23 protein-coding genes are annotated in these 26,701 nt (G+C 63.9%); 22 read left to right on the forward strand and 1 reads right to left on the reverse strand.

Annotated features, from left to right (window positions below):
* The first annotated feature begins 1 nt into the window (after nucleotide 1).
* The 4 genes from pilQ (at nucleotide 2) to ACUXH0_RS21655 (ending at nucleotide 5,161) form a co-directional block, all read left to right on the forward strand.
* Nucleotides 2-2,161 (forward strand): temperature dependent type IV pilus secretin PilQ, encoded by a 2,160-nt coding sequence (pilQ, locus tag ACUXH0_RS21640; protein WP_280818566.1) that lies wholly within the window; start codon nucleotides 2-4, stop codon nucleotides 2,159-2,161.
* A gap of 138 nt (nucleotides 2,162-2,299) precedes the next feature.
* Nucleotides 2,300-2,872: a shikimate kinase gene (locus ACUXH0_RS21645; RefSeq protein WP_027693053.1), complete on the forward strand. Its 573-nt coding sequence runs from the start codon at nucleotides 2,300-2,302 to the stop codon at nucleotides 2,870-2,872.
* Nucleotides 2,869-3,975, forward strand: coding sequence for a 3-dehydroquinate synthase (aroB, locus tag ACUXH0_RS21650; protein ID WP_004634560.1), 1,107 nt, complete (start codon nucleotides 2,869-2,871; stop codon nucleotides 3,973-3,975). Before ACUXH0_RS21645 ends, aroB begins: the two co-directional genes overlap by 4 nt.
* A gap of 19 nt (nucleotides 3,976-3,994) precedes the next feature.
* Nucleotides 3,995-5,161: a deoxyguanosinetriphosphate triphosphohydrolase gene (locus ACUXH0_RS21655; protein WP_012436568.1), complete on the forward strand. Its 1,167-nt coding sequence runs from the start codon at nucleotides 3,995-3,997 to the stop codon at nucleotides 5,159-5,161.
* Nucleotides 5,162-5,380: 219 nt separating this feature from the next.
* Here the strand turns inward: ACUXH0_RS21655 and ACUXH0_RS21660 are convergent, their stop codons facing one another.
* Nucleotides 5,381-6,055, reverse strand: coding sequence for an OmpW/AlkL family protein (locus ACUXH0_RS21660; protein WP_012436567.1), 675 nt, complete (start codon nucleotides 6,053-6,055; stop codon nucleotides 5,381-5,383).
* A gap of 249 nt (nucleotides 6,056-6,304) precedes the next feature.
* On the opposite strand from ACUXH0_RS21660, the gene ACUXH0_RS21665 reads away from it, so the two are divergent.
* From ACUXH0_RS21665 to hisB, 18 genes are all read left to right on the forward strand, one after another.
* The gene (locus tag ACUXH0_RS21665; protein WP_182594622.1) at nucleotides 6,305-7,030 is read left to right on the forward strand and encodes a transposase; all 726 of its coding nucleotides are present in this window, start codon (nucleotides 6,305-6,307) and stop codon (nucleotides 7,028-7,030) included.
* Between the two features lie 260 nt (nucleotides 7,031-7,290).
* Nucleotides 7,291-12,012 (forward strand): glutamate synthase-related protein, encoded by a 4,722-nt coding sequence (locus tag ACUXH0_RS21670; RefSeq protein ID WP_024542180.1) that lies wholly within the window; start codon nucleotides 7,291-7,293, stop codon nucleotides 12,010-12,012.
* A 140-nt stretch (nucleotides 12,013-12,152) separates the two neighbouring features.
* Nucleotides 12,153-13,616 (forward strand): glutamate synthase subunit beta, encoded by a 1,464-nt coding sequence (locus tag ACUXH0_RS21675; protein ID WP_182594621.1) that lies wholly within the window; start codon nucleotides 12,153-12,155, stop codon nucleotides 13,614-13,616.
* Nucleotides 13,617-13,807: 191 nt separating this feature from the next.
* Nucleotides 13,808-14,848 (forward strand): Bug family tripartite tricarboxylate transporter substrate binding protein, encoded by a 1,041-nt coding sequence (locus ACUXH0_RS21680; protein ID WP_004634571.1) that lies wholly within the window; start codon nucleotides 13,808-13,810, stop codon nucleotides 14,846-14,848.
* A 268-nt stretch (nucleotides 14,849-15,116) separates the two neighbouring features.
* The gene (locus tag ACUXH0_RS21685) at nucleotides 15,117-15,950 is read left to right on the forward strand and encodes an ABC transporter ATP-binding protein (RefSeq protein ID WP_004634573.1); all 834 of its coding nucleotides are present in this window, start codon (nucleotides 15,117-15,119) and stop codon (nucleotides 15,948-15,950) included.
* The gene (mlaE, locus tag ACUXH0_RS21690) at nucleotides 15,947-16,714 is read left to right on the forward strand and encodes a lipid asymmetry maintenance ABC transporter permease subunit MlaE (RefSeq protein WP_004634575.1); all 768 of its coding nucleotides are present in this window, start codon (nucleotides 15,947-15,949) and stop codon (nucleotides 16,712-16,714) included. The genes ACUXH0_RS21685 and mlaE overlap by 4 nt, the downstream gene beginning before the upstream one ends.
* Before the next feature lie 37 nt (nucleotides 16,715-16,751).
* Complete coding sequence (mlaD, locus tag ACUXH0_RS21695; protein WP_004634577.1) at nucleotides 16,752-17,279, forward strand: outer membrane lipid asymmetry maintenance protein MlaD; 528 nt, start codon at nucleotides 16,752-16,754, stop codon at nucleotides 17,277-17,279.
* Nucleotides 17,276-18,079 carry an MlaA family lipoprotein gene (locus ACUXH0_RS21700; protein WP_182594620.1) on the forward strand — a complete coding sequence of 268 codons (804 nt, stop codon included), beginning with the start codon at nucleotides 17,276-17,278 and terminating at the stop codon, nucleotides 18,077-18,079. The genes mlaD and ACUXH0_RS21700 overlap by 4 nt, the downstream gene beginning before the upstream one ends.
* 152 nt (nucleotides 18,080-18,231) lie before the next feature.
* Nucleotides 18,232-18,867, forward strand: a complete 636-nt coding sequence (locus tag ACUXH0_RS21705; protein ID WP_024542179.1) for an MlaC/ttg2D family ABC transporter substrate-binding protein — start codon at nucleotides 18,232-18,234, stop codon at nucleotides 18,865-18,867.
* A gap of 74 nt (nucleotides 18,868-18,941) precedes the next feature.
* Nucleotides 18,942-19,253, forward strand: coding sequence for an STAS domain-containing protein (locus ACUXH0_RS21710; RefSeq protein WP_012436562.1), 312 nt, complete (start codon nucleotides 18,942-18,944; stop codon nucleotides 19,251-19,253).
* A gap of 249 nt (nucleotides 19,254-19,502) precedes the next feature.
* Nucleotides 19,503-20,468, forward strand: a complete 966-nt coding sequence (locus ACUXH0_RS21715) for an ABC transporter ATP-binding protein (RefSeq protein ID WP_004634585.1) — start codon at nucleotides 19,503-19,505, stop codon at nucleotides 20,466-20,468.
* The gene (locus ACUXH0_RS21720; protein ID WP_004634587.1) at nucleotides 20,465-21,253 is read left to right on the forward strand and encodes an ABC transporter permease; all 789 of its coding nucleotides are present in this window, start codon (nucleotides 20,465-20,467) and stop codon (nucleotides 21,251-21,253) included. The genes ACUXH0_RS21715 and ACUXH0_RS21720 overlap by 4 nt, the downstream gene beginning before the upstream one ends.
* Before the next feature lie 59 nt (nucleotides 21,254-21,312).
* Nucleotides 21,313-21,549 carry a BolA family protein gene (locus tag ACUXH0_RS21725; RefSeq protein WP_024542178.1) on the forward strand — a complete coding sequence of 79 codons (237 nt, stop codon included), beginning with the start codon at nucleotides 21,313-21,315 and terminating at the stop codon, nucleotides 21,547-21,549.
* A 98-nt stretch (nucleotides 21,550-21,647) separates the two neighbouring features.
* The gene (gene murA, locus ACUXH0_RS21730; protein ID WP_041672601.1) at nucleotides 21,648-22,913 is read left to right on the forward strand and encodes a UDP-N-acetylglucosamine 1-carboxyvinyltransferase; all 1,266 of its coding nucleotides are present in this window, start codon (nucleotides 21,648-21,650) and stop codon (nucleotides 22,911-22,913) included.
* 19 nt (nucleotides 22,914-22,932) lie between these two features.
* A complete protein-coding gene (hisG, locus tag ACUXH0_RS21735) occupies nucleotides 22,933-23,622 on the forward strand; it encodes an ATP phosphoribosyltransferase (protein WP_004634593.1) in 690 nt (229 codons plus the stop codon).
* The gene (hisD, locus tag ACUXH0_RS21740) at nucleotides 23,619-24,947 is read left to right on the forward strand and encodes a histidinol dehydrogenase (protein WP_004634596.1); all 1,329 of its coding nucleotides are present in this window, start codon (nucleotides 23,619-23,621) and stop codon (nucleotides 24,945-24,947) included. Before hisG ends, hisD begins: the two co-directional genes overlap by 4 nt.
* A 16-nt stretch (nucleotides 24,948-24,963) precedes the next feature.
* Nucleotides 24,964-26,088 carry a histidinol-phosphate transaminase gene (hisC, locus tag ACUXH0_RS21745; RefSeq protein WP_004634599.1) on the forward strand — a complete coding sequence of 375 codons (1,125 nt, stop codon included), beginning with the start codon at nucleotides 24,964-24,966 and terminating at the stop codon, nucleotides 26,086-26,088.
* Complete coding sequence (hisB, locus tag ACUXH0_RS21750) at nucleotides 26,085-26,675, forward strand: imidazoleglycerol-phosphate dehydratase HisB (RefSeq protein WP_004634601.1); 591 nt, start codon at nucleotides 26,085-26,087, stop codon at nucleotides 26,673-26,675. The genes hisC and hisB overlap by 4 nt, the downstream gene beginning before the upstream one ends.
* The last annotated feature ends 26 nt before the right edge of the window (nucleotides 26,676-26,701 follow it).

Raw genomic sequence — 26,701 nt, forward strand, 5'->3', positions numbered from 1 at the left:
GATGCGTCTTGTGAAGGGCGGCCTGTCGCAGGCAACCCGAGTGGCCCGGGGGGGCGCGGTGGCATGGCTTTCGCTGTGCCTGTTCATGGTGGCCGGTCAGGCGGTCGCTCAGCAGGCAGCGCCTGCGGCGGCCGTCTCCGGCAACACGATTGAAAAGGTAGAGCAGGCCACGGCCGGTGAATCCACCGTGGTGACGGTCACGCTCAAGAGCGCGCCGACCCAGAAGCCGGTGGAGTTCAGCACGCAGCAGCCTGCGCGTATCGCCATCGACTTCTTCGGGGCGACCTTCGCGCAAGGCCGCGCCAATTACCAGTACGGCGGCAAGCTGCTGCGTTCGGCGAACGTCGTGCAGATCGGCGACCGTACCCGCGTCGTGCTCGATCTATCGCGCCAGACGCAGTACAAGTCGGAGGTGCGTGGCAACCAGTACGTACTGACGCTGGAAGCTGCGCCAGTGGCGGCGGCTGTCGCGGCGCCGACATTCTCGGCCCCGGCCCCCGTCGCGGGCGCCGAGCGCCCTGCGGTGCGCAATGTTGATTTCCGCCGCGGCGAGGATCTCGCCGGCCGCGTGGTGGTCGACCTGTCGACTGCCAACTCGGCGATCAACATCGCCCAGCAAGGCCAGAACCTCGTCGTGGACTTCGTCGGTGCGACGCTGCCACAGTCGCTGCGCCGTCGCTATGACGTGAGCGATTTCGGCACGCCGGTGCAGGCCATGCGTGCCACCGACAACGGCACAGGCGCACGCCTGATCATCGAGCCGCGCGGTAACTGGCAATACAGCTCGTACCAGACCGACACGCAGTTCGTGGTGGAGGTGCGTCCGACCAAGGAAGACCCGAACAAGCTGATTTCCGGCCCCGGCTACCGCGGTGAGCGCCTGTCGCTGAACTTCCAGAACATCGATGTGCGTTCTTTGCTGCAAGTCTTCGCTGACTTCACGAACCTCAACATCGTGACCAGCGATAGCGTGACGGGCACCCTTTCGCTGCGCCTGAAAGATGTGCCCTGGGATCAGGCACTGCAGATCGTGCTCGATTCGAAGGGGCTGGCATCGCGTCGCAACGGCAACGTCCTGTGGGTTGCCCCGCGCGGTGAGCTGGCCACGAAGGAAAAGGCCGAGCTTGAGTCGCAGCAGCAAGTGACCGAGCTGGAGCCACTGCGCAGCCAGGTGTTCCGCCTGAACTACCAAAGCGCTGGGGATGTGCGCAACATGCTGCTGGGTGCCGGCGCCGCGGGTGGGGCAGGCGGTGTCGCTGGCGGTGCCGCGACTTCCCGGATCCTGTCCAAGCGCGGCTCGCTCACGGCGGATACGCGTACGAATCAACTGTTCGTCTCCGACATCCCGAGCAAGCTTGAAGAGGTGCAGGCCTTCCTCTTGAAGATCGACATCCCGGTTCGCCAGGTGATGATCGAAGCGCGCATCGTTGAGGCGGACGACACGTTCAGCCGCAACTTGGGTGCGAAGCTGGGCTTCGCGTCGAAGACGAATGGCGCTGGTTACGGCAATACCTACACCAACGTGGTGTCGCCGATTACGCAGGGCGCCACGTGGGACAACAGCCCGGCGATCAGCTTCCCCGCCAACGGCATCAATGGTGTGAACGCGGCCAGCGTGGCCGTGAGCCTGTTCAACGCCGGTGCCGGCCGCTTCCTGGCGCTCGAGTTGTCTGCGCTGGAAGCTGATGGCCGCGGCAAGATCGTCTCCAGCCCGCGCGTGGTCACTGCCGACAACATCAAGGCGCTGATCGAGCAAGGTACTGAGATTCCGTACCAGCAGGCGACGTCTTCCGGTGCGACTTCGGTGTCGTTCAAGAAGGCCAACCTGAAGCTGGAAGTGACGCCGAAGATCACGCCGGACGGCAACATCTTCCTGGATGTCGACGTCAACAAGGACAGCGTGGGTATCCAGACCACCAACGGCTTCGCCATCGACACCAAGCACGTGCAGACGCAGGTGCTGGTCGAGAACGGCGGCACGGTCGTGATCGGCGGTATCTACACGCAGAACGAGCGGACCGACATCAACAAGGTGCCGTTGCTAGGCGACATTCCTGTGCTCGGCAATCTGTTCAAGAGCACGAGCAAGATCAACAACCGCACGGAGCTGCTGGTCTTCCTGACGCCGCGTGTGCTGTCCGATCAACTGTCGCTGAAGTAATCGGCGGCGGTATCGCGATTGGAAAGCCCGGCCTCCTGAATGGAGCGCCGGGCTTTTTTGTGTCCTGCCGCCCGGTTTGTGCAGGATGGTGACCAAATGCCACTACAATCAAGCTCAAATTCCTGATTTCACGCGATTTTGTCTGTTTCGAACGTATTTTTCGTCGGCTTGATGGGCGCGGGCAAGACCACGGTCGGCCGGGCGGTGGCGCGTCGGCTCGATCTGCCGTTCTTCGACTCCGACCATGAGATCGAAGCCCGCTGCGGCGTGCGCGTGCCAATCATCTTCGAGCACGAGGGCGAAGTGGGCTTCCGCGACCGCGAAACCCACATGATCGACGAACTCACCTCGCGCGATGGCGTGGTCGTCGCCACCGGCGGCGGAGCCGTGCTGCGGGCGGAGAACCGCGCGTTCCTGCGTGAACGCGGCACTGTGATCTACCTGCGCGCCAATCCGCATGACCTGTATCTGCGCACGCGTCACGACAAGAACCGGCCGCTGCTGCAGACCGAAAACCCGCGTGCCAAGCTGGAAGAACTGCATGCGGTTCGTGATCCCCTATATCGTGACGTGGCGCACTTCGTCATCGAAACCGGAAAGCCCACCGTCGCCCAGCTTGTTAATATGGTGCTGATGCAACTCGAGGTGGCTGGCATTGTCGTACCGCCCGCAGGCGCCTCCACCTCCTCGCAAGTCTCTCCTCAGTCATGATTACCGTTGATGTTGACCTTGGCGATCGCGCCTATCCGATCCACATTGGCTCGGGGCTGCTGTCCAAGGCCGAGTTGTTCGCCCCCCACATTCGCGGCGCGCGTGCCGTGATCGTCACCAACGAGACTGTTGCGCCGCTGTATGCAGCCAAGGTCGAAGAAGCGATTCGTTCGCTCGGCAAGGCGGTCGACACGGTCGTGCTGCCCGATGGCGAATCGTTCAAGAAGTGGGACACGCTCAACCGCATCTTTGATGCGCTATTGACGGCAGGTGCGGACCGCAAGACCACGCTGATCGCCCTGGGCGGCGGCGTAATCGGCGACATGACCGGCTTTGCCGCTGCCTGCTATATGCGCGGCGTGCCGTTCATCCAGGTGCCGACGACGTTGCTGTCGCAGGTCGATTCTTCGGTGGGCGGCAAGACGGGCATCAACCACCCGCTGGGCAAGAACATGATCGGCGCGTTCCACCAGCCGCAAGCGGTCCTGGCCGATATCGACACGCTGCGCACCTTGCCCGCGCGTGAACTGGCTGCGGGCATGGCCGAGGTCATCAAGCACGGCGCAATTGCCGATGCCGATTACTTCGCCTGGATCGAACAGAACATCAGGGGTCTCAACGATTGCGATACCGACCTGATGACCGAAGCCGTGCGCGGCTCGGTGCGCATCAAGGCGGCTGTCGTGGCGCAGGACGAGCGGGAAACCGGTCTGCGTGCCACCCTCAATTTCGGTCACACCTTTGGCCACGCCATCGAGGCCGGCCTGGGCTACGGCGAATGGCTGCACGGCGAGGCCGTCGGCTGCGGCATGGTGATGGCGGCGGACCTCTCGCATCGCCTTGGTTTTATCGACATCGACACGCGCAACCGCATTACTGCGCTCACGCGTGCGGCTGACCTGCCGACGGTGGCGCCGGCCCTGGGCGTGGATCGGTTCATCGAGCTGATGCGCGTCGACAAGAAAGCTGAGGCTGGCGAGATCAAATTCGTGCTGCTGCGCAAGCTGGGCCAGGCGTTCGTGACCACGGTGCCCGATGCCGACCTGCGCGCCACCTTGCTGCACGCCGTGCTGCGACCACCGACCGAAGCACCCGTCGCCTGATGCGAGACGAGAGGGCCCGATGAACGACCGATTTGATTTGCCGTCCGCGCCGTTCGATCTCGAAGGCCCTCTCGCTCCCTACGCCGCGCATTCGGCGCAGACGCGCGGCCGCGTACACGCCGAGCCGCCATCCACATCGCGCACCGAGTTCCAGCGTGACCGTGATCGCATCATCCACAGCACCGCTTTCCGTCGGCTCGAATACAAGACGCAGGTCTTTGTGAACCACGAGGGCGACCTGTTCCGGACCCGGCTCACGCACAGCCTCGAGGTCGCGCAGATTGCCCGTTCGATTGCGCGCAGCCTGCGCCTGAACGAAGACTTGGTCGAAGCGGTCTCGCTGGCGCACGATCTGGGCCACACGCCGTTCGGTCATGCGGGGCAGGACGCACTCAACGATTGCATGAAGCCATACGGGGGCTTCGAACACAATCTCCAGAGCCTGCTGGTGGTCGATCGGCTGGAAGAGCGCTACGGCGGTTTCGATGGACTGAACCTGACGTTCGAAACGCGCGAGGGTATTCTCAAACATTGCTCGCGCAACAACGCGGCCACGCTCGGTGACTTGGGCCGCCGTTTTCTCGAAGGGCAACAGCCGTCGCTGGAAGCGCAGCTTGCCAATCTCGCCGATGAGGTCGCGTACAACAACCACGATATCGACGATGGCCTGCGTTCCGGCCTGATCACGTTGGAGCAACTCGAAGACGTGCCGCTGTGGGCCATCCATCGGCGCGAAGCCGAGGCGGCGTTCCCGGCCGTCAGTGGCCGGCGGCTCATCAACGAAACCATTCGTCGCATCATCAACGCGCTGATCGTCGATCTGATCGGCACCACGCGTGCCGGCATTGCTGAATTTGCGCCGCAATGTATCGACGATGTGCGTGCCGCGCCAGCGCTCGTCGCGTTCTCTGAGCCGATGCATGAAGAGGCGCGCGTGCTCAAGCGCTTCCTGTTCGATAACCTGTATCGGCACTATCTTGTGATGCGCATGTCCGCCAAAGCGCGCCGCATCATCGACGATCTGTTCCGCGTGTTCATGGACGACCCGCGCTTGCTGCCACCGCAGTACCAGGCGAAATCCAACCCCGACGAGCAGCCGCGCTGGATTGCGCATTACATCGCCGGCATGACGGATCGTTACGCCATCAAGGAGCATCGCCGCATCTTTGCGGTGGATGCGGTTTGAGCGACGGCGGCGCTGTTCGGGCCGCTACTCGCTCGCCTGGCTCCCAAACCATCTGGCAGCTGATCTAAACCAAGCGCCCAAAAAAAATGCCCGGCCGCCCCAACGCATGCCGGGCCGAACGCGCCAACCACCGCCGACGAGCGCCCCCGCCGTCGACGGCCCCTGCGGCACGTCGGTAAAAGTCGATCAGGACAGTGTCAGTTCGCTGATCGTCCTCCCTTAAAAGCGATAGCCCAGGCCGACGCCCAGCAGCCACGGGTCAACCTTGACCTTGCTGATGGTCTGGCCGCCCATCTTCACGTCGGCGCTGATCCAGGTCTTCTTCAGGTCGACGTTGAAGTAGAGGCGTTCGGTCAGGCGATAGTCGAAGCCGACCTGCAGCGCGGGGCCGAAGCTGTTCTTGCTGAGGTCCAGCGAACCAACGCCGGGCACCTGGAGATCGACATTCGAGATACGCGTGTAGTTGACGCCTGCGCCCACGTACGGCTTGAAGCGCGACTCGGGCGTGAAGTGATACTGCATCGTCAGGATGGGCGGCAAGTGGCGGAAACTGCCGATCTTGGTCGGGCCGCCCAGTGCGCTTCGCATGACCGTGACGTCCTGTTGTTGCGGGTAAGTCAGGATCAGCTCGGCGGCCAGATGCGGCGTAAAGAAATACGAGATGTCCAGTTCGGGCAGGACCTTGTTGTTGATCTGAATGGCGTCAGCCGGAATGGCCAGTGCTGGCACCGGGTCGGATTTGTTGGCGGCTGTCAGGTTGACGGCGCGCAGACGCACCATCCAATTACCGGAGGTCGGCGGCAAATCCGTGCTCTGCGCAAAGGCGGCCTGGCTGAAACCGGCGGCAAGCATTCCGGCGGCTACAGCTACAACGGCTACGCGGTGAAAAGCCATCAATCGCTCCCTCTCGTGTCGTCTCGTGATGTGATGGGAGCCAGTCTCGCGGGGAAGTCGCTTGGCCGATTTGCTTGGGATCAAGTTCCCCCGTCGTCCATCACGCGTAGGGCCACCGATTTGACGGCACGCAAACTCTGCCGTCGCATCGCGACGGCAGTGGGCATGCAAGCGTTTGCCTGTCAAAAATTGGGGACAGGTTCTCGGGCTTCAGGCTACGATGGCGCTTTTTGCCGCCCCGCATTTTCCATGGCCCGCCTGCCCCGCCTCAGTCCCACCGATGTCCCTGTGCATGTGTTGCAGCGCGGCAACAATCGCCAGACCGTCTTTCGCGGCGACGACGACTACGCGTTCTACCTCGACACGTTGCGCATGGCTGCCCGTGAGCATGACTTCGCCATCCATGGTTTCTCGCTGATGCCGAATCACGTCCATCTGGTCGGAACGCCCAAGGTGGCGGAGAGCCTTTCGCGCACGCTGCAGGCCGTCGGGCGGCGCTATACGCGGTACTTCAACGCAGCGGCTGATCGCAGCGGAACGCTGTGGGAAGGGCGTTTCCGCTCGACCGTACTGGACCCGGCTGAATGGGTGCTGCCGATCCTGTTGTATGTGGAATCCAACACCGTACGCGCTGGCCTCGTCAGCACGCCAGAAGACGACCGTTGGAGCACATATCGTCATCATGTGGGCATCCAATCCATCCCGTGGGTGAGTGATCACTATTGCTATTGGCGTCTTGGTAACACGCCTTTCGAGCGCCAGTCGCGCTACCGAACGTTGTGGCACGAAGGTTTGGGCTCCGACCAGCTCGCGCAGATTCGCCAGCATGTGCACAGCGGCTGGCCGCTCGGCAACGAGGCGTTTCTCGCGACACTTGCGCGCACCGGAGGCCGTCGCGTTGCGCCATTGCCCAAGGGGCGCCCCCCTCGCCAACCCGCTGAAGTGGGAACGGAGGACAGCGCGCGCTCCGAATAGCGGGATGGCGGCGCCGTGATGTGCGAGGCATCGATTCGGACGACTTTGATCTGTCCCTATTAATAAGCCCGCACTGAGACTGTGCATTTATTAATTTACTCCGACCCCATTTAAAAACTTTTGCCTGTTACGGGCCACTCTTTTATATTCGTTTCACCCCGCATTCATGGTGCGGCGCGCCATTGCCTGTCTGCCACCGCATCCGCACCATCGCGAGGGCCTTCTACGGCGCGCTGTACCCACAACATCGGAAGATCGCCGTGGAACAACATTCCTTCCCCATCACGCCGTCGGCGCCGTCGGCCCAGGGTCTGTACGACCCGACCAATGAACACGACGCTTGCGGCGTCGGCTTCGTCGCCCATATCAAGGGCAAGAAGAGCCACGAGATCGTCCAGCAAGGCTTGCGCATCCTGCACAACCTCGACCATCGCGGCGCCGTCGGCGCTGACCCGCTGATGGGTGATGGCGCGGGCATCCTGCTGCAGATTCCCGACCAGTTCTTCCGCGAAGAAATGGCCAAGCAGGGCATCAACCTGCCGCCGGCGGGCGAATACGGCGTCGGCATGATCTTCCTGCCGAAAGAACACGCGTCGCGCCTGGCCTGCGAACAGGAGTTGGAACGCACCGTGCGCCTGGAAGGCCAGGTCGTGCTGGGCTGGCGCGATGTGTCGGTCGACAAGACCATGCCGATGTCGCCCACGGTGCAGAAGACTGAGCCGGTGATCCGCCAGATCTTCATCGGGCGCGGTCGCGACATCATGACCACCGATGCGCTGGAGCGGAAGCTGTATGTGATTCGCAAGACCGCAAGCCACGCCATCCAGGCGCTCAAGCTCAAGCATGGCAAGGAATACTTCGTGCCGTCGATGTCGGCGCGCACGATCGTCTACAAGGGCCTGCTGCTGTGCGAACAGGTCGGCCGCTACTACCAGGATTTGGCAGACCCGCGTACGGTGTCGGCGCTGGCGCTGGTGCACCAGCGTTTCTCGACCAACACGTTCCCCGCATGGGAGCTGGCGCACCCGTACCGCATGGTTGCGCACAACGGCGAAATCAACACCGTCAAGGGCAACGTCAACTGGATCAACGCGCGTACGGGCGGCATCTCGTCGCCGGTGCTGGGCGATGACCTGCCCAAGCTGTGGCCGCTGATCTATCCGGGTCAATCGGATACCGCATCGTTCGACAACTGCCTCGAACTGCTGACGATGGCCGGCTACCCGCTGGCCCAGGCAATGATGATGATGATTCCGGAAGCGTGGGAACAGCACACGCTGATGGACGACAACCGCCGCGCGTTCTACGAATACCACGCCGCAATGATGGAGCCGTGGGACGGCCCCGCAGCCATCTGCTTTACCGATGGTCGCCAGATCGGCGCGACGCTCGACCGTAACGGCCTGCGCCCGGCGCGTTATTACGTCACCGACGACGACATGGTCGTGATGGCATCCGAGGCCGGCGTGCTGCCGATCCCCGAGTCGCGCATCGTCAAGAAGTGGCGTCTGCAGCCGGGCAAGATGTTCCTGATCGACATGGAGCAGGGCCGCATCATCGACGACAAGGAACTCAAGGACAACCTGGCCAACGCCAAGCCGTACAAGAGCTGGATCGATGCCGTGCGCATCAAGCTCGACGAGCTGGACGCGAAGCCCGAAGACGTGGCCGCCGAAACCAAGCCGGCCGCCAAGCTGCTGGATCGCCAGCAGGCCTTCGCCTACACGCAGGAAGACGTCAAGTTCCTGATGGCGCCGATGGCCGCCAACGGCGAAGAAGCCGCCGGATCTATGGGCAACGACAGCCCGCTGGCCGTGCTGTCCTCGAAGAACAAGACGCTCTACAACTACTTCAAGCAACTGTTCGCGCAGGTCACGAACCCGCCGATCGACCCGATCCGCGAAAACGTGGTGATGTCGCTCGTCTCGTTCATCGGGCCGAAGCCGAACCTGCTTGAGCTGAACAACATCAACCCGCCGATGCGCCTTGAAGTGAGCCAGCCCGTGCTGGACTTCAAGGACATGGCGAAGATCCGCAACATCGAGCACTACACCGGCGGCAAGTTCATGGCTTACGAGCTGGACATCTGCTATCCGGTGGCGTGGGGCAAGGAAGGCATCGAAGCGCGCCTGGCTTCGCTGTGCGCCGAGGCTGTCGATGCGGTCAAGTCGGGCTACAACATCCTGATCGTTTCGGACCGCGCGGTCGACGAGAAGCAGGCCGCGATTCCGGCGCTGCTGGCCACGTCCGCCATCCACCATCACCTAGTGGACAAGGGCTTGCGCACGAGCACGGGTCTGGTCGTCGAAACGGGCTCGGCCCGCGAAGTGCACCACTTCGCGCTGCTGGCCGGCTATGGCGCAGAAGCCGTGCACCCGTATCTGGCGATGGAGACGCTGGCCGAATTGGCGCCGGGCCTGGGCCTGACCGCCGAGAAGGCCATCTACAACTTCACCAAGGCGATCGGCAAGGGCCTGCACAAGGTGATGTCCAAGATGGGCATCTCGACGTACATGTCGTACACCGGCGCGCAGATCTTCGAAGCGATCGGCCTGTCGCGCGAACTGGTCGACAAGTACTTCCAGGGCACCGCATCCAACGTGGGCGGCATCGGCATCTTCGAGGTGGCTGAAGAGGCGCTGCGCCTGCACCGCGATGCCTTTGGCGATGCACCGGTGCTGGCGAACATGCTCGACGCGGGCGGCGAATACGCCTACCGCGTCCGCGGCGAAGAGCACATGTGGACGCCGGATTCGATCGCCAAGCTGCAGCACGCGACGCGCGCGAATTCGTACCAGACGTACAAGGAATACGCGAACCTGATCAACGACCAGAGCAAGCGCCACATGACGCTGCGCGGCCTGTTCGAGTTCAAGGTGGATCCGGCACGCGCGATTCCGCTGGAGGAAGTCGAACCGGCCAAGGAGATCGTCAAGCGCTTTGCTACCGGCGCCATGTCGCTGGGTTCGATCAGCACGGAAGCGCACACCACGCTGGCCGTGGCGATGAACCGCATCGGCGGCAAGTCGAACACGGGCGAAGGCGGTGAAGACGAGCGCCGTTACCGCAACGAACTGCGCGGCATTCCCATCAAGCAGGGCACCAAGCTGTCGGATGTGATCGGCCGCGAAGTGGTCGAGCGCGATCTGGAACTGCAAGAGGGCGATTCCCTGCGCTCGAAAATCAAGCAGGTAGCCTCGGGCCGCTTTGGCGTGACGGCCGAGTACCTGGCTTCAGCTGATCAGATCCAGATCAAGATGGCGCAGGGCGCCAAGCCCGGCGAGGGCGGTCAACTGCCCGGCCACAAGGTGACGGATTACATCGGCAAGCTGCGTTATGCAGTGCCGGGCGTGGGCCTGATCTCGCCGCCGCCGCACCACGACATCTATTCGATTGAAGATCTGGCACAGCTCATCCATGACCTGAAGAATGTGAACCCGCGTTCGGACGTGTCGGTCAAGCTGGTGTCGGAAGTGGGCGTCGGCACGGTGGCGGCCGGTGTCGCCAAGGCCAAGGCAGACCACGTGGTGATCGCAGGCCATGACGGCGGTACGGGCGCTTCGCCATGGTCGTCGATCAAGCATGCCGGCACGCCGTGGGAGCTGGGCCTGGCCGAGACGCAGCAGACGCTGATGCTCAACGGCCTGCGCAACCGTATCCGCGTGCAGGCTGACGGCCAGATGAAGACCGGCCGTGACGTCGTGATCGGCGCGCTGCTGGGCGCCGACGAATTCGGCTTTGCGACCGCACCGCTGGTGGTCGAAGGCTGCATCATGATGCGCAAGTGCCATCTGAACACCTGCCCGGTGGGTGTGGCGACGCAGGATCCGGTGCTGCGCAAGAAGTTCTCGGGCAAGCCCGAGCACGTGGTGAACTACTTCTTCTTCGTGGCCGAGGAAGTGCGCGAAATCATGGCGCAACTGGGCATCCGCACGTTCAACGAACTGATCGGCCGCGCAGATCTGCTCGACACGAAGTCCGGCATCGAACACTGGAAGGCCCGCGGCCTGGACTTCGCGCGCATCTTCTACCAGCCGGCCAAGAAGGAAGGCGAGCCGTGCTACCAGGTCGATGTGCAAGACCACGGTCTGGATCGTGCACTGGATCACCAGCTCATCGAGAAGTCCAAGGCTGCGCTGGAGAAAGGCGAGCGTGTTTCGTTCATCCAGCCGGTGCGCAACGTCAACCGCACGGTCGGCGCGATGCTCTCGGGCGAAGTCGCCAAGCGTTATGGCCACGAAGGTCTGCCTGATGATTCGATCCACGTGCAGATGCAGGGCACGGCCGGCCAGTCGTTCGGCGCGTTCCTGGCGCATGGCATCACGCTGGACCTGGTGGGTGACGGCAACGACTACGTGGGCAAGGGCCTGTCGGGCGGCCGCGTGATCGTACGCCCGCCGCACGAATTCCGTGGCGAGCCGACCAACAACATCATCGTCGGCAACACCGTGCTGTACGGCGCGCTGGCTGGTGAGGCGTTCTTCAACGGCGTGGCCGGCGAGCGCTTCGCGGTGCGCAACTCCGGCGCCACCACGGTGGTGGAAGGCACGGGCGACCACGGCTGTGAATACATGACCGGCGGCACGGTTGTCGTGCTCGGTGCCACCGGCCGCAACTTCGCGGCAGGCATGTCGGGTGGCGTCGCCTACGTCTATGACGAAGACGGCCTGTTCGACAAGCGCTGCAACACGGCGCAGGTCGCCCTGGAATCCGTGCTGTCGGCGGCTGACCAGGAGAAGGCACATACCCCGTCGACCTGGCACAAGGTGAACGGCGAGCGCGTGCTCGACGAGCAACTGCTCAAGGCGCTGGTGGAAAAGCACTTCCGCTACACCGGCTCCGAGCGTGCCAAGGAACTGCTGGCCGACTGGAACAACGCCCGTCGCCGCTTCGTCAAGGTCTTCCCGACCGAGTACAAGCGGGCGCTGGCCGAGATGTACGAACGCGAACAGGAAGCCGGCCGCGAACAGATCGCTGCCTGATTCCAATCGACTTGGCGAATGGCTGATCCGCTGATCGGCCGTTCGCCACCACCGAATACAACGCAACCTCACAAGACAGGCCCGACTGCCTGGCTGGTACGACTGTGCCGGCAGAGCAGCATCGGGTCAGGAAGGACACCATGGGCAAGGCGACCGGTTTTCTCGAATTTCCCCGCCAGAACGAGGCATACGAAGCGCCCGAAGCGCGTGTGAAGCATTACAAGGAATTCGTGTTCGCACTGGCGGACAACGAAGCCAAGATCCAGGGCGCACGCTGCATGGACTGCGGCATTCCGTTCTGCAACAACGGCTGCCCCGTCAACAACATCATCCCGGACTTCAACGACCTGGTGTATCGCCAGGACTGGAAGACCGCGATTGAAGTGCTGCACTCGACCAACAACTTCCCCGAGTTCACGGGCCGCATCTGCCCGGCACCGTGCGAGGCGGCTTGCACGCTGGGCATTAATGAACTGCCGGTCGGTATCAAGTCGATCGAGCACGCGATCATCGACAAGGCCTGGAAAGAAGGCTGGGTCGCGCCGCAAGTGCCCAAGCACAAGACCGGCAAGGCCGTGGCCGTGGTCGGTTCGGGCCCGGCTGGTATGGCCGCTGCGCAGCAGCTGGCACGCGCTGGCCACGACGTGACGCTGTTCGAAAAGAACGATCGCATCGGCGGCCTACTGCGCTACGGTATCCCCGACTTCAAGCTGGAGAAGGCGCAGATCGACCGCCGCATGCAGCAGATGGAAGCCGAGGGCGTGACGTTCCGCACTGGCGTGATGGTGGGTGACAAGACGGTTCCGGCCGGCATCACCAACGACGCACGCGAGACCATCGCCGCGGAAGACATCCTCAAGCAATTCGACGCCGTCGTGCTGACGGGCGGATCGGAAGTGCCGCGCGATCTGCCAGTGCCGGGCCGTGACCTGGACGGCGTGCATTACGCGCTCGAATTTCTGATCCCGCAGAACAAGGAAGTGGCCGGCGACGCGCCCAACCCGATCCGCGCCGACGGCAAGCACGTCATCGTGATCGGCGGCGGCGACACGGGTTCGGACTGCGTTGGCACGTCCAACCGCCATGGCGCCGCATCGGTCACGCAGTTCGAACTGCTGCCGCGTCCGCCCGAAGAAGAGAACAAGCCGCTGGTGTGGCCGTACTGGCCGATCAAGCTGCGCACGTCGTCGTCGCATGATGAAGGCTGCGAGCGCGACTGGTCGGTCGCAACCAAGGCGCTCATCGGCGAGAACGGCCGCGTGACGGGCCTCACCGCCGTGCGCCTGGAGTGGAAGGACGGCAAGATGGTCGAGGTCGCGGGCAGCGAATTCACCCTCAAGGCCGATCTGGTTCTGTTGGCGATGGGCTTTACCAACCCGGTCGGTGGTGTGCTGGATGCCTTTGGCGTGACAAAGGACGCGCGCAACAACGCGCGTGCCGCCACCGAAGGCGACAACGCCTACGCCACCAACGTGCCGAAGGTGTTCGCTGCCGGCGATGTGCGCCGCGGCCAGTCGCTCGTCGTGTGGGCGATCCGGGAAGGCCGCCAGGCTGCCCGCTCGGTTGATGCGTTTCTCATGGGTCATTCGGAACTGCCGCGCTGACCACGCGGTTGACCGTTTGACTCAGGCCCGCCTGCCTCGGCGGGCCTTTTTGTTTGTGCCGCGTTTGCTGTGGCGCGTTTGCTGTGGCGCGAGCGTCATGCCTCATGGTTTACGTCGACATGGTTTACATGAGTGCAGTGCGGACAGGCGGATTTCTAGAATGAGATCTCCCCGTGATCCCCAACTGCCTCATGCGACCTCGCGCCCGCAATGTGCGTGCAGATGTGCCCCACGCGCCCGATGTGCTGGATCGGCAGCGGCGGCGAGCGCTTGCGTGGCTTGGCGTGCTGCCGGCGATGCTGGCGTCGCCCGCGCGTGCTTTGCTGCAAGGGTATCCGTCGCAACCGCTGCGTCTGGTCGTGCCGGCGGCGGAAGGCAGCGCATTCGATGCACTGGCGCGCGCACTCGCGACGCAACTGCAGCAGCAGGTCGGCCGCGAGGTGGGCGTCGAAGATCGCCCGGCAGCCAATGGCATGGCCGCCGGCGAGGCCGTCGCCCGCGCGCCCTCCGATGGCCACACGTTGCTGCTCCAGCAGACCACGTTCGTCGCCCAGCCCGCGCTCGAGCCGGCGTCATATGACCCGCTGCGCGATTTCCAGCCGGTCGCGATGGTGGCCACGCTGCCCCTGTTTCTCGCGGTCGATGCGCGCCTGCCGATCCATTCCGTGACCGATCTGCTCGCGCAGGCGCGCGGTGAGTCCGTCACGGTCAATTGCGGCTCGGATATCGTCGGCACGTGGTCGCACCTTGTCGCCGAGCAGTTTGTGCGCGACTACGCTTTCCATGCACCGCATGTGGTCGTCCGCGGTGAAGCAGGGCTCGTGCAACAGATCCTGGCTGGGCGCATGACGGCGTGTTTCGCCTGCTATCCGAGTGTGGCGGCCGCCGCGGCCAACGGCCAGCTACGGTTGCTCGGGGTGACGGGCGGGGCTCGCTCGCGTTTCGCGCCCGCTGTGCCGACCCTGCGCGAAGGCGGTCTCGCCGGATTCGATCGCAGCGCCTGGATCGGCACCTTCATGCCGGCGCGCACACCCCGGCCTTTCTCGATGCGCGCGGCGGCCGAATTGCGGCGCGCCGTCGCTTCAGGTGATGTCCACGCTACGCTGCGTGCCGGCGGCTTTGAACCCGAATGGGATGCCCCCGACACGTTCGCCCAGACCGTGCGCAGTGACGCGACGCACTGGCAGGGGGTGATTCGCCAAGCCGATCTACGGCTGGATAGCGGCGAATAGGCTGCTCCCGCTGTCGCCGCAGGTGCCAACGCCAGCTTCGCAGGTGCACCACTTTCAGCAGCCCGCAAGACCCGGAAACCCCCAGCGCGGCGAACAAGCCACACAAACTGTCGGTAAGCATGGCGTGACTGACGGGCTACGCGGGTTTCCACCTATAATGGCGGGCCGCGCGAAGCTGCGTCTGTTGGCGAGCCAGCGGTAGTCAAGACAACGAGATGCGGCAGCATGAAGCCGCCAACCTGCCGAGCCCTCTGCACCGATCTCCACCGTGTCCACCCAGCCTTCCAACGCCGTTGTCGAACTCGATCAGGTCGATTTCGCCTATCAGCCAGGCGCGCGGCGCATCCTGTCCGGCCTGTGCATGCGCGTGCCCAAGGGCAGCGTGGTGGCCGTCATGGGCGGCTCGGGCTGCGGCAAGACGACGATTCTCCGGTTGATTGGCGGCCAAGTGGCCGCTGCCGCCGGCACTGTACGCGTGCACGGCCAGGATATCGGCGCCATGGACAAGCGCGCGCTGTACGCTGCGCGCCGCCAGATGGGCATGCTGTTCCAGTTTGGGGCGCTGTTTACCGATCTGTCCGTGTTCGACAATGTGGCATTTCCACTGCGCGAACATACCGAACTGCCCGAACTGCTCATCCGCGATCTGGTGCTGATGAAGCTGAACGCCGTCGGCCTGCGCGGTGCGCGCGACCTGATGCCTTCGGAAATTTCCGGCGGCATGGCCCGGCGCGTGGCGCTGGCGCGGGCGATTGCGCTGGATCCGTCGCTCATCCTCTATGACGAGCCGTTCGCCGGGCTGGACCCGATCTCGCTGGGCCTGACGGCGTCGCTCATCCGCAAGCTGAACGACGCGCTCGGCGCGACCAGCATCATCGTCTCGCACGACGTGCAGGAGACGTTCCACATTGCCGATTACGTCTACTTCATTGCCAACGGTGGCATTGCTGCCGCAGGCACGCCGGCTGAGCTGACCGCATCGACCGATCCGTTCGTCCGTCAGTTCGTGCACGGAGAGGCGGACGGTCCCGTGCCGTTCCACTATCCCGGGGCACCGCTGGCAGATGACTTCGGTCTGGGCAAGAGCGGAGGCGCACGATGATTTCCACCATCGGCCGCTTTGTTCTGGTGCTGATCAGCCGCTTCGGCTATGCCGCCCGCACGTTGATTTCGCTCATTGGCGCTTCGGGCGACGTGCTCCGTCGCCCGCGCCTGGTGATCGAGCAACTGCGCTTCATCGGCAATGATTCGTTCATCATCATTGCTGTGTCGGGTCTGTTTGTTGGCTTCGTGCTTGGTTTGCAGGGCTACAACACGCTTAACCGCTACGGCTCCGAGCAGGCGCTGGGTTTGCTGGTGGCGCTGTCGCTGGTGCGCGAGCTGGGGCCGGTGGTGACGGCCCTGCTGTTTGCCGGTCGCGCCGGTACGTCGCTCACGGCCGAGATTGGCCTGATGAAAGCCGGCGAGCAGCTGATCGCCATGGAAATGATGGCGGTCGATCCGCTGGCCCGCGTGCTGGCGCCGCGTTTCTGGGCGGGCTTCATCGCCATGCCGCTGCTGGCCGCGATTTTCAGTGCGGTGGGGATTCTGGGCGGATACTTCGTCGGGGTCGGACTGATTGGCGTGGACCCCGGAGCGTTCTGGTCGCAGATGCAGGCCGGCGTGGATGTCATGGACGACGTGCTCAACGGCGTCATCAAGAGTGTCGTGTTTGGTGTGGCGGTCACCTTCATTGCGCTGTATCAGGGTTATGAGGCGAAGGCCACGCCGGAAGGCGTCTCGCGCGCGACTACCCGGACGGTGGTGATCGCGTCGCTCACCGTGCTGGCGCTGGATTTCGTGCTGACGGCACTGATGTTCAGCTGAGCGGCCGGTTGTCGTTAGCGTTCAACGAGAAAAGATCATGCGTAAAAGCGTCCTCGATTTCTGGGTCGGCCTGTTCGTTCTGGTGGGCATCATTGCGCTGCTGTTCCTGGCGCTCAAAGCGGGCAATATGAGTTCGTTCTCGTTTGCCAAGACTTACCAGGTGAAGGCGGCCTTCGACAATATCGGCGGGTTGAAGGTGCGGGCGCCGGTCAAGAGTTCGGGTGTAGTGGTCGGCCGTGTGTCGCAGATCCTGTTCGATGACAAGAGCTACCAAGCCATCGCGGTGCTCGACATGGATCAGCGCTATCAGTTTCCAAAAGACAGTTCGGCTAAGGTCCTGACCTCGGGTCTGCTCGGTGAGCAATACATTGGCATTGAACCGGGTGGCGACTCGGTCATGCTTGCCAGCGGCAGCAAGATCACCATGACGCAGTCGGCGGTGGTGCTGGAAAACCTGATCAGCCAGTTCCTCTATAGCAAGGCCGCGGATGCCGGTGCCGGCAGCGCGAATGGCAGTGCCGGCGGAGCCAAGCCGGCCGAGGGCAGCGGGAGCAATAAGCCATGAAAATAACAACATCCATCCGTATGCTGCGCGGCATTGCGCTGGCTCTGGCTGCAGGCACCACCCTGCTGGCCGGCTGTGCGACGGGACCGAATGCTAATCCGGCTGACCCGATCGAACCGTTCAACCGCGAAGTCTTCCGCATCAACGAAGACCTCGACAAGGGCGTGCTGAAGCCAGTTGCGCAAACGTATGTCGATGTGGTGCCGTCGCCAGCGCGCACGGCGGTGTCGAATTTCTTCTCGAATGCGGGCGATGTCTATTCGGCCGTCAACAACCTGCTGCAATTGAAGGGCACCGCCGCGCTGGAAGACACCATGCGCGTGGCGATCAATACCGTGCTGGGTCTGGGTGGCCTGATCGACATTGCGTCGGACGCCGGCCTGCCCAAGCACAAGGAAGACTTCGGCCAGACGCTGGGCGTATGGGGTGTGCCGTCGGGTCCGTACGTCGTGTGGCCGCTGCTCGGCCCGAGCACTGCACGTGACACCGTGGGGTTCCTGGTCGACTGGCAGATGGACCCGCTCACGTACTGGCACGACAGCGCGATCACCTACTCGCTAGCCGCGTTGCGCGTGGTTGACGTGCGCGCGAACCTGCTCGGGGCCAGCAATGTGTTCGAACAGGCTGCGGTCGACAAGTACACCTTCCTGCGCGATGCCTATCTGCAGCGCCGCCGCTACCTGATCTATGACGGCAACCTGCCGGAAGACCAGGACAACACGAAGTCGCCGGATACCGGTGACGCGACGGTCTCGCCGTACCATCGCTTCACCCCCAACTGGCCGGTGTTCCGCCGCTGATCAGTACACGTAACAAGGTCGCCTCAAAGGTGACAAGGCGTAAAAGTGGCCGGCCCGCACGAACTTGGCTGCGGGCGGTCTGTTCTAATCGCCAACAAGATTGCCGCGAATGCGCTGCAAGCGACCCAAAAATCACACCATAAGGACGCGATATGTTGAAGAAGCTTCTCCGCTCCCTGCTCGCCGGTCTCACGCTGACGGCTGCCGTGGCAGCTGCGCCGGTCCACGCCCAGGACGCCGACGCACAAGCCACGGTCAAGACGGCTGTGGACGACGTGCTCAGCACCATCAAGAGCGATCCGGAACTGCGTGGCGGCAACATGACCAAGGTGTACCAGCTGGTCGACCAGAAGATCGTGCCGCGCGCCGATTTCAAGCGCACCACGCAGATCGCCATGGGCCGTTTCTGGAACCAGGCGTCGCCGGAGCAGCAGCAACAGATCCAGGAAGGCTTCAAAACGCTGCTCATCCGCACTTACGCCGGCGCGCTGTCGAATGTGAAGAACCAGACCGTTTCGTACAAGCCGTTCCGTGCGGCTGCCGATGACACCGACGTGGTGGTGCGTTCGACCGTGAACAACAACGGCGAACCAGTGGCCCTGGACTACCGTTTGGAAAAGACGGCCGGTGGCTGGAAGGTGTACGACATCAACATCAGCGGCCTCTGGCTGTCGGAGACGTACAAGAACCAGTTTGCCGAGGTCATCAGCAAGCGCGGCGGCGTCGCCGGCCTGGTGAGCTTCCTGAACGAGCGCAACATGCAGCTCGAGAAGGGCCCGGCGAAGTAAGCAGCCTTCCGGTAGAATCAACACAGCGGTCAGTTCTGGCCGCTGTTTCTTTTTCTGACGCATCCATTTCCACCATGTTGACCTTGTCCGGCCCGCTGACTCACCGCGAAGCGCCGCGCGTTCTGCGCGAGGGCGAGGCTCTACTCGGCCAAGCGCGCGAAGCTGGCCTTGCCGCGCTGCACGTCGATTGCGCGGGCTTGTCGCAGGTCGATTCGTCTGCGCTGGCGGTGCTGCTGTCCTGGCAGCGCACGGCCCAGGATGCCGGTATCGCGCTCGACATCGGAGGCGCTCCGCAAGCGCTGTCCAATCTCGCCACGCTGTATGGCGTGGAGTCCCTGCTGGCCGTCGCGCCTGCCCCTGCTGCGCACCATCACGCTCGACATTGAGGCGGCGTCCGGTGCGGGCGCGGGGTGATTGCTCCGAACCCGTCATCGCGATGCCGCGCTCCGGCCCAGGGTCGTGCGCGCCCCTGGCATTCGCGGTTCGGCGTCGTCAGCTGTGGCGCCGTGAGTTGGTGCAGTTCCCCTATAATTCTGGGTTTGTCGCTCTGCCGCCGCCGTGTGCGGCGTCCGCGGCCGTCATGGTGTTGTCGATCGACGGTCACGAGATGCGCAGGGTAGTTCACTTTGTCGGCCATGAAAGCCATCGAAATCGCTGACGTCCGCAAGCGCTACAAGTCGTTGCAAGCGCTCAAGGGCGTAAGCCTGTCTGTCGAGCAGGGCGAGTTTTTCGGCCTGCTGGGCCCCAACGGCGCGGGCAAGACCACGCTGATCTCCATCCTCGCGGGCCTGAATCGCGCCGATTCCGGCAGCGTGCGCGTGCTCGGCCACGACGTCGTCTCCGATTACCGCACTGCGCGCCGCAAGCTCGGCGTGGTGCCGCAGGAACTGGTGTTCGATCCGTTCTTCACGGTGCGCGAAACGCTGCGTCTGCAGTCGGGCTACTTCGGCCTGACGAAAAACGATGACTGGATCGACGAGGTCATGGCCAATCTGGACTTGACCAACAAGGCCGACGCCAACATGCGCGCGCTGTCGGGCGGCATGAAGCGCCGCGTGCTGGTGGCGCAGGCGCTGGTGCATCGCCCGCCCGTGATCGTGCTGGACGAGCCGACTGCCGGTGTGGACGTCGAGTTGCGCCAGACGCTGTGGAAATTCATCTCGCGCCTGAATCGCGAGGGCCACACCGTCGTGCTGACCACGCACTATCTGGAAGAGGCGGAATCCCTGTGCGACCGCATTGCCATGCTGAAGTTTGGCGAGGTGGTGGCGCTCGATCGCACGGCGAATCTGCTGTCGCAATTTGCGGGGCTGCAATTGGTGCTGAGCTTTGCGAAGGGCGCGCTGCCGGCATCGCTGGAAAGCCTGCGCCTGCCGGGCAACCACGGCGAGCGCGGCGTCCGTCTGCGCCTGTCGGGCTACGGTGAGGTCGAACAGATTCTCTCCATGTGCCGCCTTGCCGGATGCGAGATCGACGATATGGAAGTCGCCAAGGCCGATCTGGAAGACGTGTTCGTGCAGATCATGCGCCGCGAAGGCGGATTGCCCCTCGGGCCTCAGGCGCCTGCCATTCCTGATTCTGCGCTGGAGCCCGCCGCATGAACGCCATTCCCGAGAGCATGCCGGGCCGTTGGGTCGGTTTCCGTACGCTGCTGTACAAGGAAGTGCTGCGCTTCTGGAAGGTGAGCTTCCAGACCGTGGCCGCGCCGGTGCTGACCGCGCTGCTTTATCTGCTGATTTTCGGCCACGTGCTGGAGGACCGCGTCAAGGTGTTCGACCAGTTGAGCTACACCGCCTTTCTGGTGCCTGGTCTGGTAATGATGAGCGTGCTGCAGAACGCCTTCGCAAACAGCTCGTCGTCGCTCATCCAGTCGAAGATCACCGGCAACCTGGTGTTCATCATGCTGCCGCCGCTGTCGCATTGGGAGATGTTCGGTGCCTACGTGTGTGCGTCCGTCATTCGCGGTCTCGCTGTGGGTACGGGCGTGCTTGTCGTGACGACCTTGTTTGCGCACCTGCACTTCGCGCAGCCGCTCTGGATCATCGTGTTTGCCGTGCTGGGCGCGAGCGTGCTCGGCACGCTGGGGTTGATTGCTGGCATATGGGCTGAAAAATTCGACCAGCTTGCGGCGTTCCAGAACTTTCTGATCGTGCCGGCCACCTTCCTGGCGGGCGTGTTCTATTCGATTCATTCACTGCCGCCGTTCTGGCAGGCGGTGTCCCACGCCAACCCGTTCTTCTACATGATCGACGGCTTCCGCTACGGCTTCTTCGGCGTGTCCGATGTGCCGGTGGCGACGAGCCTCGGCGTGATGCTGATCGCGCTGGTCGTAGTGGGGGGAGTGGCCCTGCAGATGCTGCGCACGGGCTACAAGCTGCGCCATTGATGCGTCGATAACAAAACGAACGACGCTCACCCTAACGTTTTGCAGGAGAAGGGATGGCTATGTTGCCCACACCCGAACAAGTCAAGCAGTACATCGAAACCGGCCTGCCGTGCGAGCACCTCGAAGTCGAGGGCGACGGCCAGCACTTTTTTGCCACCATCGTCAGCGCGCAGTTTGAAGGCAAGCGGTTGATCCAGCGTCACCAGCTCGTCTATGCCGCGCTGGGTGAGCGGATGCGCGCCGAAATTCACGCGCTGTCCATGAAGACGCTCACCCCGGCGGAGTGGCAGTCCTGATGGCCGAGCTTGATCCCACACCGGTTACCGTTTCAACCGATTCCGACCTTGCGCTCGCCGAGCGCCCCTCCCAAAGTGATCGACGAGACGTCTCGCTCATGGACAAACTGCTGATCGAAGGCAATGGCCCGCTCTCGGGCCAAATCCGCGTGTCTGGCGCCAAGAACGCCGCGCTGCCCATCATGTGTGCCGCGCTGCTGACGGCCGAGCCGCTGGCGCTGAGCAACGTGCCGAACCTGCAGGACGTGCGCACGATGCTCAAGCTGCTGCGCCAGATGGGCGTGGAAGGCGTGCTCGACGGTCACAACCTCACGCTCGACGCTGCGGCGATCCACACGCCCGAAGCTTCGTACGACCTGGTGAAGACCATGCGTGCGTCGATCCTGGTGCTTGGCCCGCTGCTGGCGCGCTTCGGCCATGCGCGTGTGTCGCTGCCGGGCGGTTGCGGCATCGGCGCGCGTCCGGTGGATCAGCACATCAAGGGGCTGCAATTGATGGGCGCCGAGATCGTCATCGAGCACGGCTACATTGAAGCCAAGCTTGCCGATGGCGCAAAGCGTCTGCGCGGCGCGCGCATCGTCACCGACATGGTGACGGTCACGGGTACGGAAAACCTGCTGATGGCAGCCGCGCTTGCCGACGGCGAAACCGTGCTGGAAAACGCCGCGCGCGAGCCCGAGGTGACCGACCTCGCCAATCTGCTCGTGAAGATGGGTGCGCGCATCGAGGGCATCGGCACCGACCGCCTCGTCATCCAGGGCGTTCAAGCGCTGCACGGCGCTGCGCACACGGTGATTGCCGATCGGATCGAAGCCGGTACGTTCCTGTGCGCTGTGGCGGCGGCCGGTGGCGACGTGACGCTGCGCGCCGTGCCGCCCGGCATTCTCGATGCCGTGCTCGACAAGCTGCGCGAAGCCGGCGTGACGCTCACCACGGGCGATGACTGGATCCGCGTGCAGATGACGGGCCGCCCCAAGGCCGTGAGCTTCCGCACGTCGGAATACCCGGCGTTCCCGACCGACATGCAGGCGCAGTTCATGATGCTCAACGCCATCGCCGAGGGCTCTGCCACAGTGACGGAGACCATCTTCGAAAACCGCTTCATGCACGTGCAGGAACTGAACCGCCTGGGCGCCAATATCGTGATCGATGGCAAGACCGCCGTGGTGACGGGCGTCGAGCAGTTGTCGGGCGCGACCGTCATGGCGACCGACCTGCGTGCCTCGGCCAGCCTTGTCATCGCCGGGCTGATCGCGCAGGGCGAGACGCTGGTCGACCGCATTTATCACCTCGACCGCGGCTACGACCGCATCGAGGACAAGCTGTCCGCTGTCGGCGCCAAGATCCGCCGCATTCAAGCGTAAGGTAAGGAACCCGCTGGCCATGAACGCATTCCAGTCCGCCTCCAACCAGCTCACGCTGGCGCTGTCCAAAGGGCGCATCTTTGAAGAGACGCTGCCGTTGCTGAAGGCCGCCGGCATCGAGGTGACCGAAGATCCGGAAACCTCGCGCAAGCTGATCCTGCCGACGTCGGACCCGGCGCTGCGCGTGATCATCGTGCGCGCCTCCGACGTGCCGACCTACGTGCAATACGGGGCGGCGGACTTCGGCGTGGCCGGCCGAGATGTGCTGATGGAGCACGGCATGGCGGGCCTGTATGCGCCCATCGATCTGAACATCGCCCGCTGCCGCATGTCGGTGGCGGTGCCCAAGGGCTTCGATTACGCCAACGCGGTGCGCCAGGGTGCGCGCCTGTCGGTGGCGACGAAGTATCTGAATACCGCGCGCGAACACTTCGCCAAGAAGGGCGTGCACGTCGACCTGATCAAGCTGTATGGCTCGATGGAGCTGGGTCCGCTGGTGGGCCTGGCTGACGCCATCGTTGACCTGGTCAGCACAGGCGGCACGCTGCGTGCGAACAACCTTGTCGAGGTGGAAGAGATCGTGCAGATCTCGTCCCGACTCGTCGTCAACCAGGCTGCGCTGAAACTCAAGCGTGACAGGCTGGCGCCCATCCTCGACGCTTTCGAGCGCGCCTCCGCCCAGGACGAGCGTGCTGGGGAACCCGCATGAGCCTGACCATCCGTAAGCTGGATTCGGCCGAAGCCGGATTCGCGGCGCAACTGCGCCAGGTGCTCGCTTTCGAGGCGAGCGAAGACGAAGCCATTGACCGGGCGGCCGCGCAGATCCTGGCCGACGTGAAGGCGCGCGGCGACGCCGCTGTGCTGGAAGCCACGCAGCGCTTTGACCGCATTGAAGCCGATAGCGTGGCCGCGCTGGAACTGTCGCCGGCCACGCTGCAAGCTGCGCTGGATGGCCTGGAGCCCAAGCGCCGCGCGGCGCTGGAAGCCGCTGCCGCCCGCGTGCGTGCGTATCACGAGAAGCAGAAGATCGAGTGCGGCACGCACAGCTGGGAATACGCCGAAGCCGACGGCACGGTGCTCGGCCAGAAAGTCACGCCGCTCGATCGCGTGGGCATCTACGTGCCGGGCGGCAAGGCTGCGTACCCGTCGTCGGTGCTGATGAACGCCATCCCGGCACGTGTGGCCGGCGTCAAGGAAATCATCATGGTCGTGCCCACGCCCGGTGGCGTGCGCAACGAGCTGGTGCTGGCTGCGGCCTGCATCGCCGGGGTGGACCGCGTGTTCACCATCGGCGGCGCACAGGCCGTGGGTGCGCTGGCTTATGGCACGGAGACCGTCCCCGCCGTCGACAAGATCGTCGGCCCCGGCAATGCCTATGTGGCGGCGGCCAAGCGCCGCGTGTTCGGTACGGTGGGCATCGACATGATTGCCGGCCCGTCGGAAATCCTCGTCATCTGCGATGGCACGACCGATCCGGACTGGGTGGCGATGGACCTGTTCTCGCAGGCCGAACACGACGAGCTGGCTCAGTCGATTCTGCTGTGCCCGAACGCCGAGTTCATCGCGCAGGTGGAAGCCAGCATCAACCGTCAGCTTGAAGACATGCCCCGCCGAAGCGTGATTGCCGAGTCTCTGTCGGGCCGGGGTGCCCTCATCAAGGTGCGCGACATGGAAGAGGCGTGCGACATCGCCAACGACATCGCGCCGGAGCATCTGGAGATTTCGGCGGAGAACCCGCGCCAGTGGGCCGAGCGCATCCGCCACGCCGGTGCGATCTTCCTCGGCAAGTACACCAGCGAGTCGCTGGGCGATTACTGCGCGGGCCCGAACCATGTGCTGCCCACCTCGCGCACGGCGCGTTTCTCGTCGCCGCTGGGCGTGTACGACTTCATCAAGCGCTCGAGCCTGATTGAGGTGAGCGAAGCCGGCGCGCAGATGCTGGGCGAGATTGCTGCCGAACTGGCCTACGGCGAAGGCTTGCAGGCGCATGCCCGCAGCGCCGAATATCGCCTGCAACGCCCAACCTCCGAATAACGCCTGCAGCACGACGATGAACGCCACAGCTCCGGCCCAAGCCTCTCTCGATGACCTGCTCGCCCGCATCGTGCGCGACGACGTTCGCGCCATGGGCGCATACCACGTGCCCGACGCGACCGGCATGGTCAAGCTGGACGCGATGGAAAACCCATATCTGCTGCCGGCGATGCTGCGCGACGCGCTGGGCAAGCGCCTGGCCGAAGTCGCGCTCAACCGCTACCCGGTGCCGACGGCCGACGCGTTAAAGGCGCAGCTCAAGCAGGTGATGCATGTGCCGGCCGGTGCCGAGGTGCTGCTGGGCAATGGTTCGGACGAGATCATCAGCCTGATCGCCATTGCGGCGGCCAAGCCGGGCGCGACCGTGCTGGCGCCGGTGCCGGGTTTCGTGATGTACGCGATGTCGGCGCAGCTGCTGGGCTTGAACTTTGTCGGCGTACCGCTCAAGGCGGACCTGACGCTTGACCGTGAAGCGATGCTGGCGGCCATGGCCGAACACCAGCCCGCCGTCATCTACCTGGCGTATCCGAACAACCCGACGGGCAATCTGTTCGACGCGGCGGACATGGACGCGATCATCCGTGCCGCACGTGGCCCGGTGTGCCAAAGCCTGGTGGTAGTCGACGAGGCCTACCAGCCATTCGCGCAACATAGCTGGATGCCGCGCCTGCGCGATTTCGATCATCTTCTGGTGATGCGCACCGTCTCCAAGCTGGGCCTGGCCGGCATCCGCCTCGGCTACGTGGCCGGCCACCCGAAGTGGATCGCCGAGCTGGACAAGGTGCGCCCGCCGTATAACGTGAATGTGCTGACCGAGGCGACCGCCCAGTTCATGCTCGAACACGTGGACGTGCTGGATGCCCAGGCAGCGACCCTGCGTGCCGAGCGCACCAAGCTGATCGATGTGCTGTCGGCTCAGCCGGGCGTGACGGTGTTCCCAAGCGCGGCGAATTTCATCCTGCTGCGCGTGCCGAATGCCGCCACCTTGTTCGAGCGCCTGCTCAATCGGCGGATTCTGATTAAAAACGTCAGTAAAATGCACCCGTTGCTGGCCAACTGTCTGCGCGTGACGGTCAGCAATCCCGAAGAAAACGCGCAATTTATCGATGCCTTTGTCGCATCGATGCAGGAAGCCCCATGAGCCGCCGTGCCGAGGTCACTCGTAACACCTCTGAAACGCAGATCCGCGTCGCCCTTGATTTGGACGGCACGGGCAAGCAGACGCTGAACACCGGCGTCCCCTTCCTGGACCACATGCTCGACCAGATCGCCCGACATGGCATGGTCGACCTGGACGTCTCGGCCACTGGCGACACCCATATCGACGATCACCACACCGTGGAAGACGTCGGCATCACGCTGGGCCAGGCCGTCGCCAAGGCCATCGGCGACAAGAAGGGCATCGTGCGCTACGGCCACAGCTACGTACCGCTGGACGAGGCCCTGTCGCGCGTGGTCATCGACTTCTCGGGCCGTCCGGGCCTGGAGTTCCACGTGCCGTTCACGCGCGCACGCGTGGGCAACTTTGACGTTGACCTGTCCATCGAATTCTTCCGCGGGTTCGTCAACCATGCCGGCGTGACGCTGCATATCGACAACCTGCGCGGCGTCAACGCGCACCACCAGATCGAAACCGTGTTCAAGGCCTTTGGCCGCGCGCTGCGCATGGCGGTAGAGATCGATCCGCGCGCTGCCGGCACGATTCCGTCGACCAAGGGCGCCCTGTAAATCACTGCGTCGGCCTGGCCGCGCCT

It is taken from the genome of Ralstonia sp. 110700041-2, from assembly GCF_056280165.1.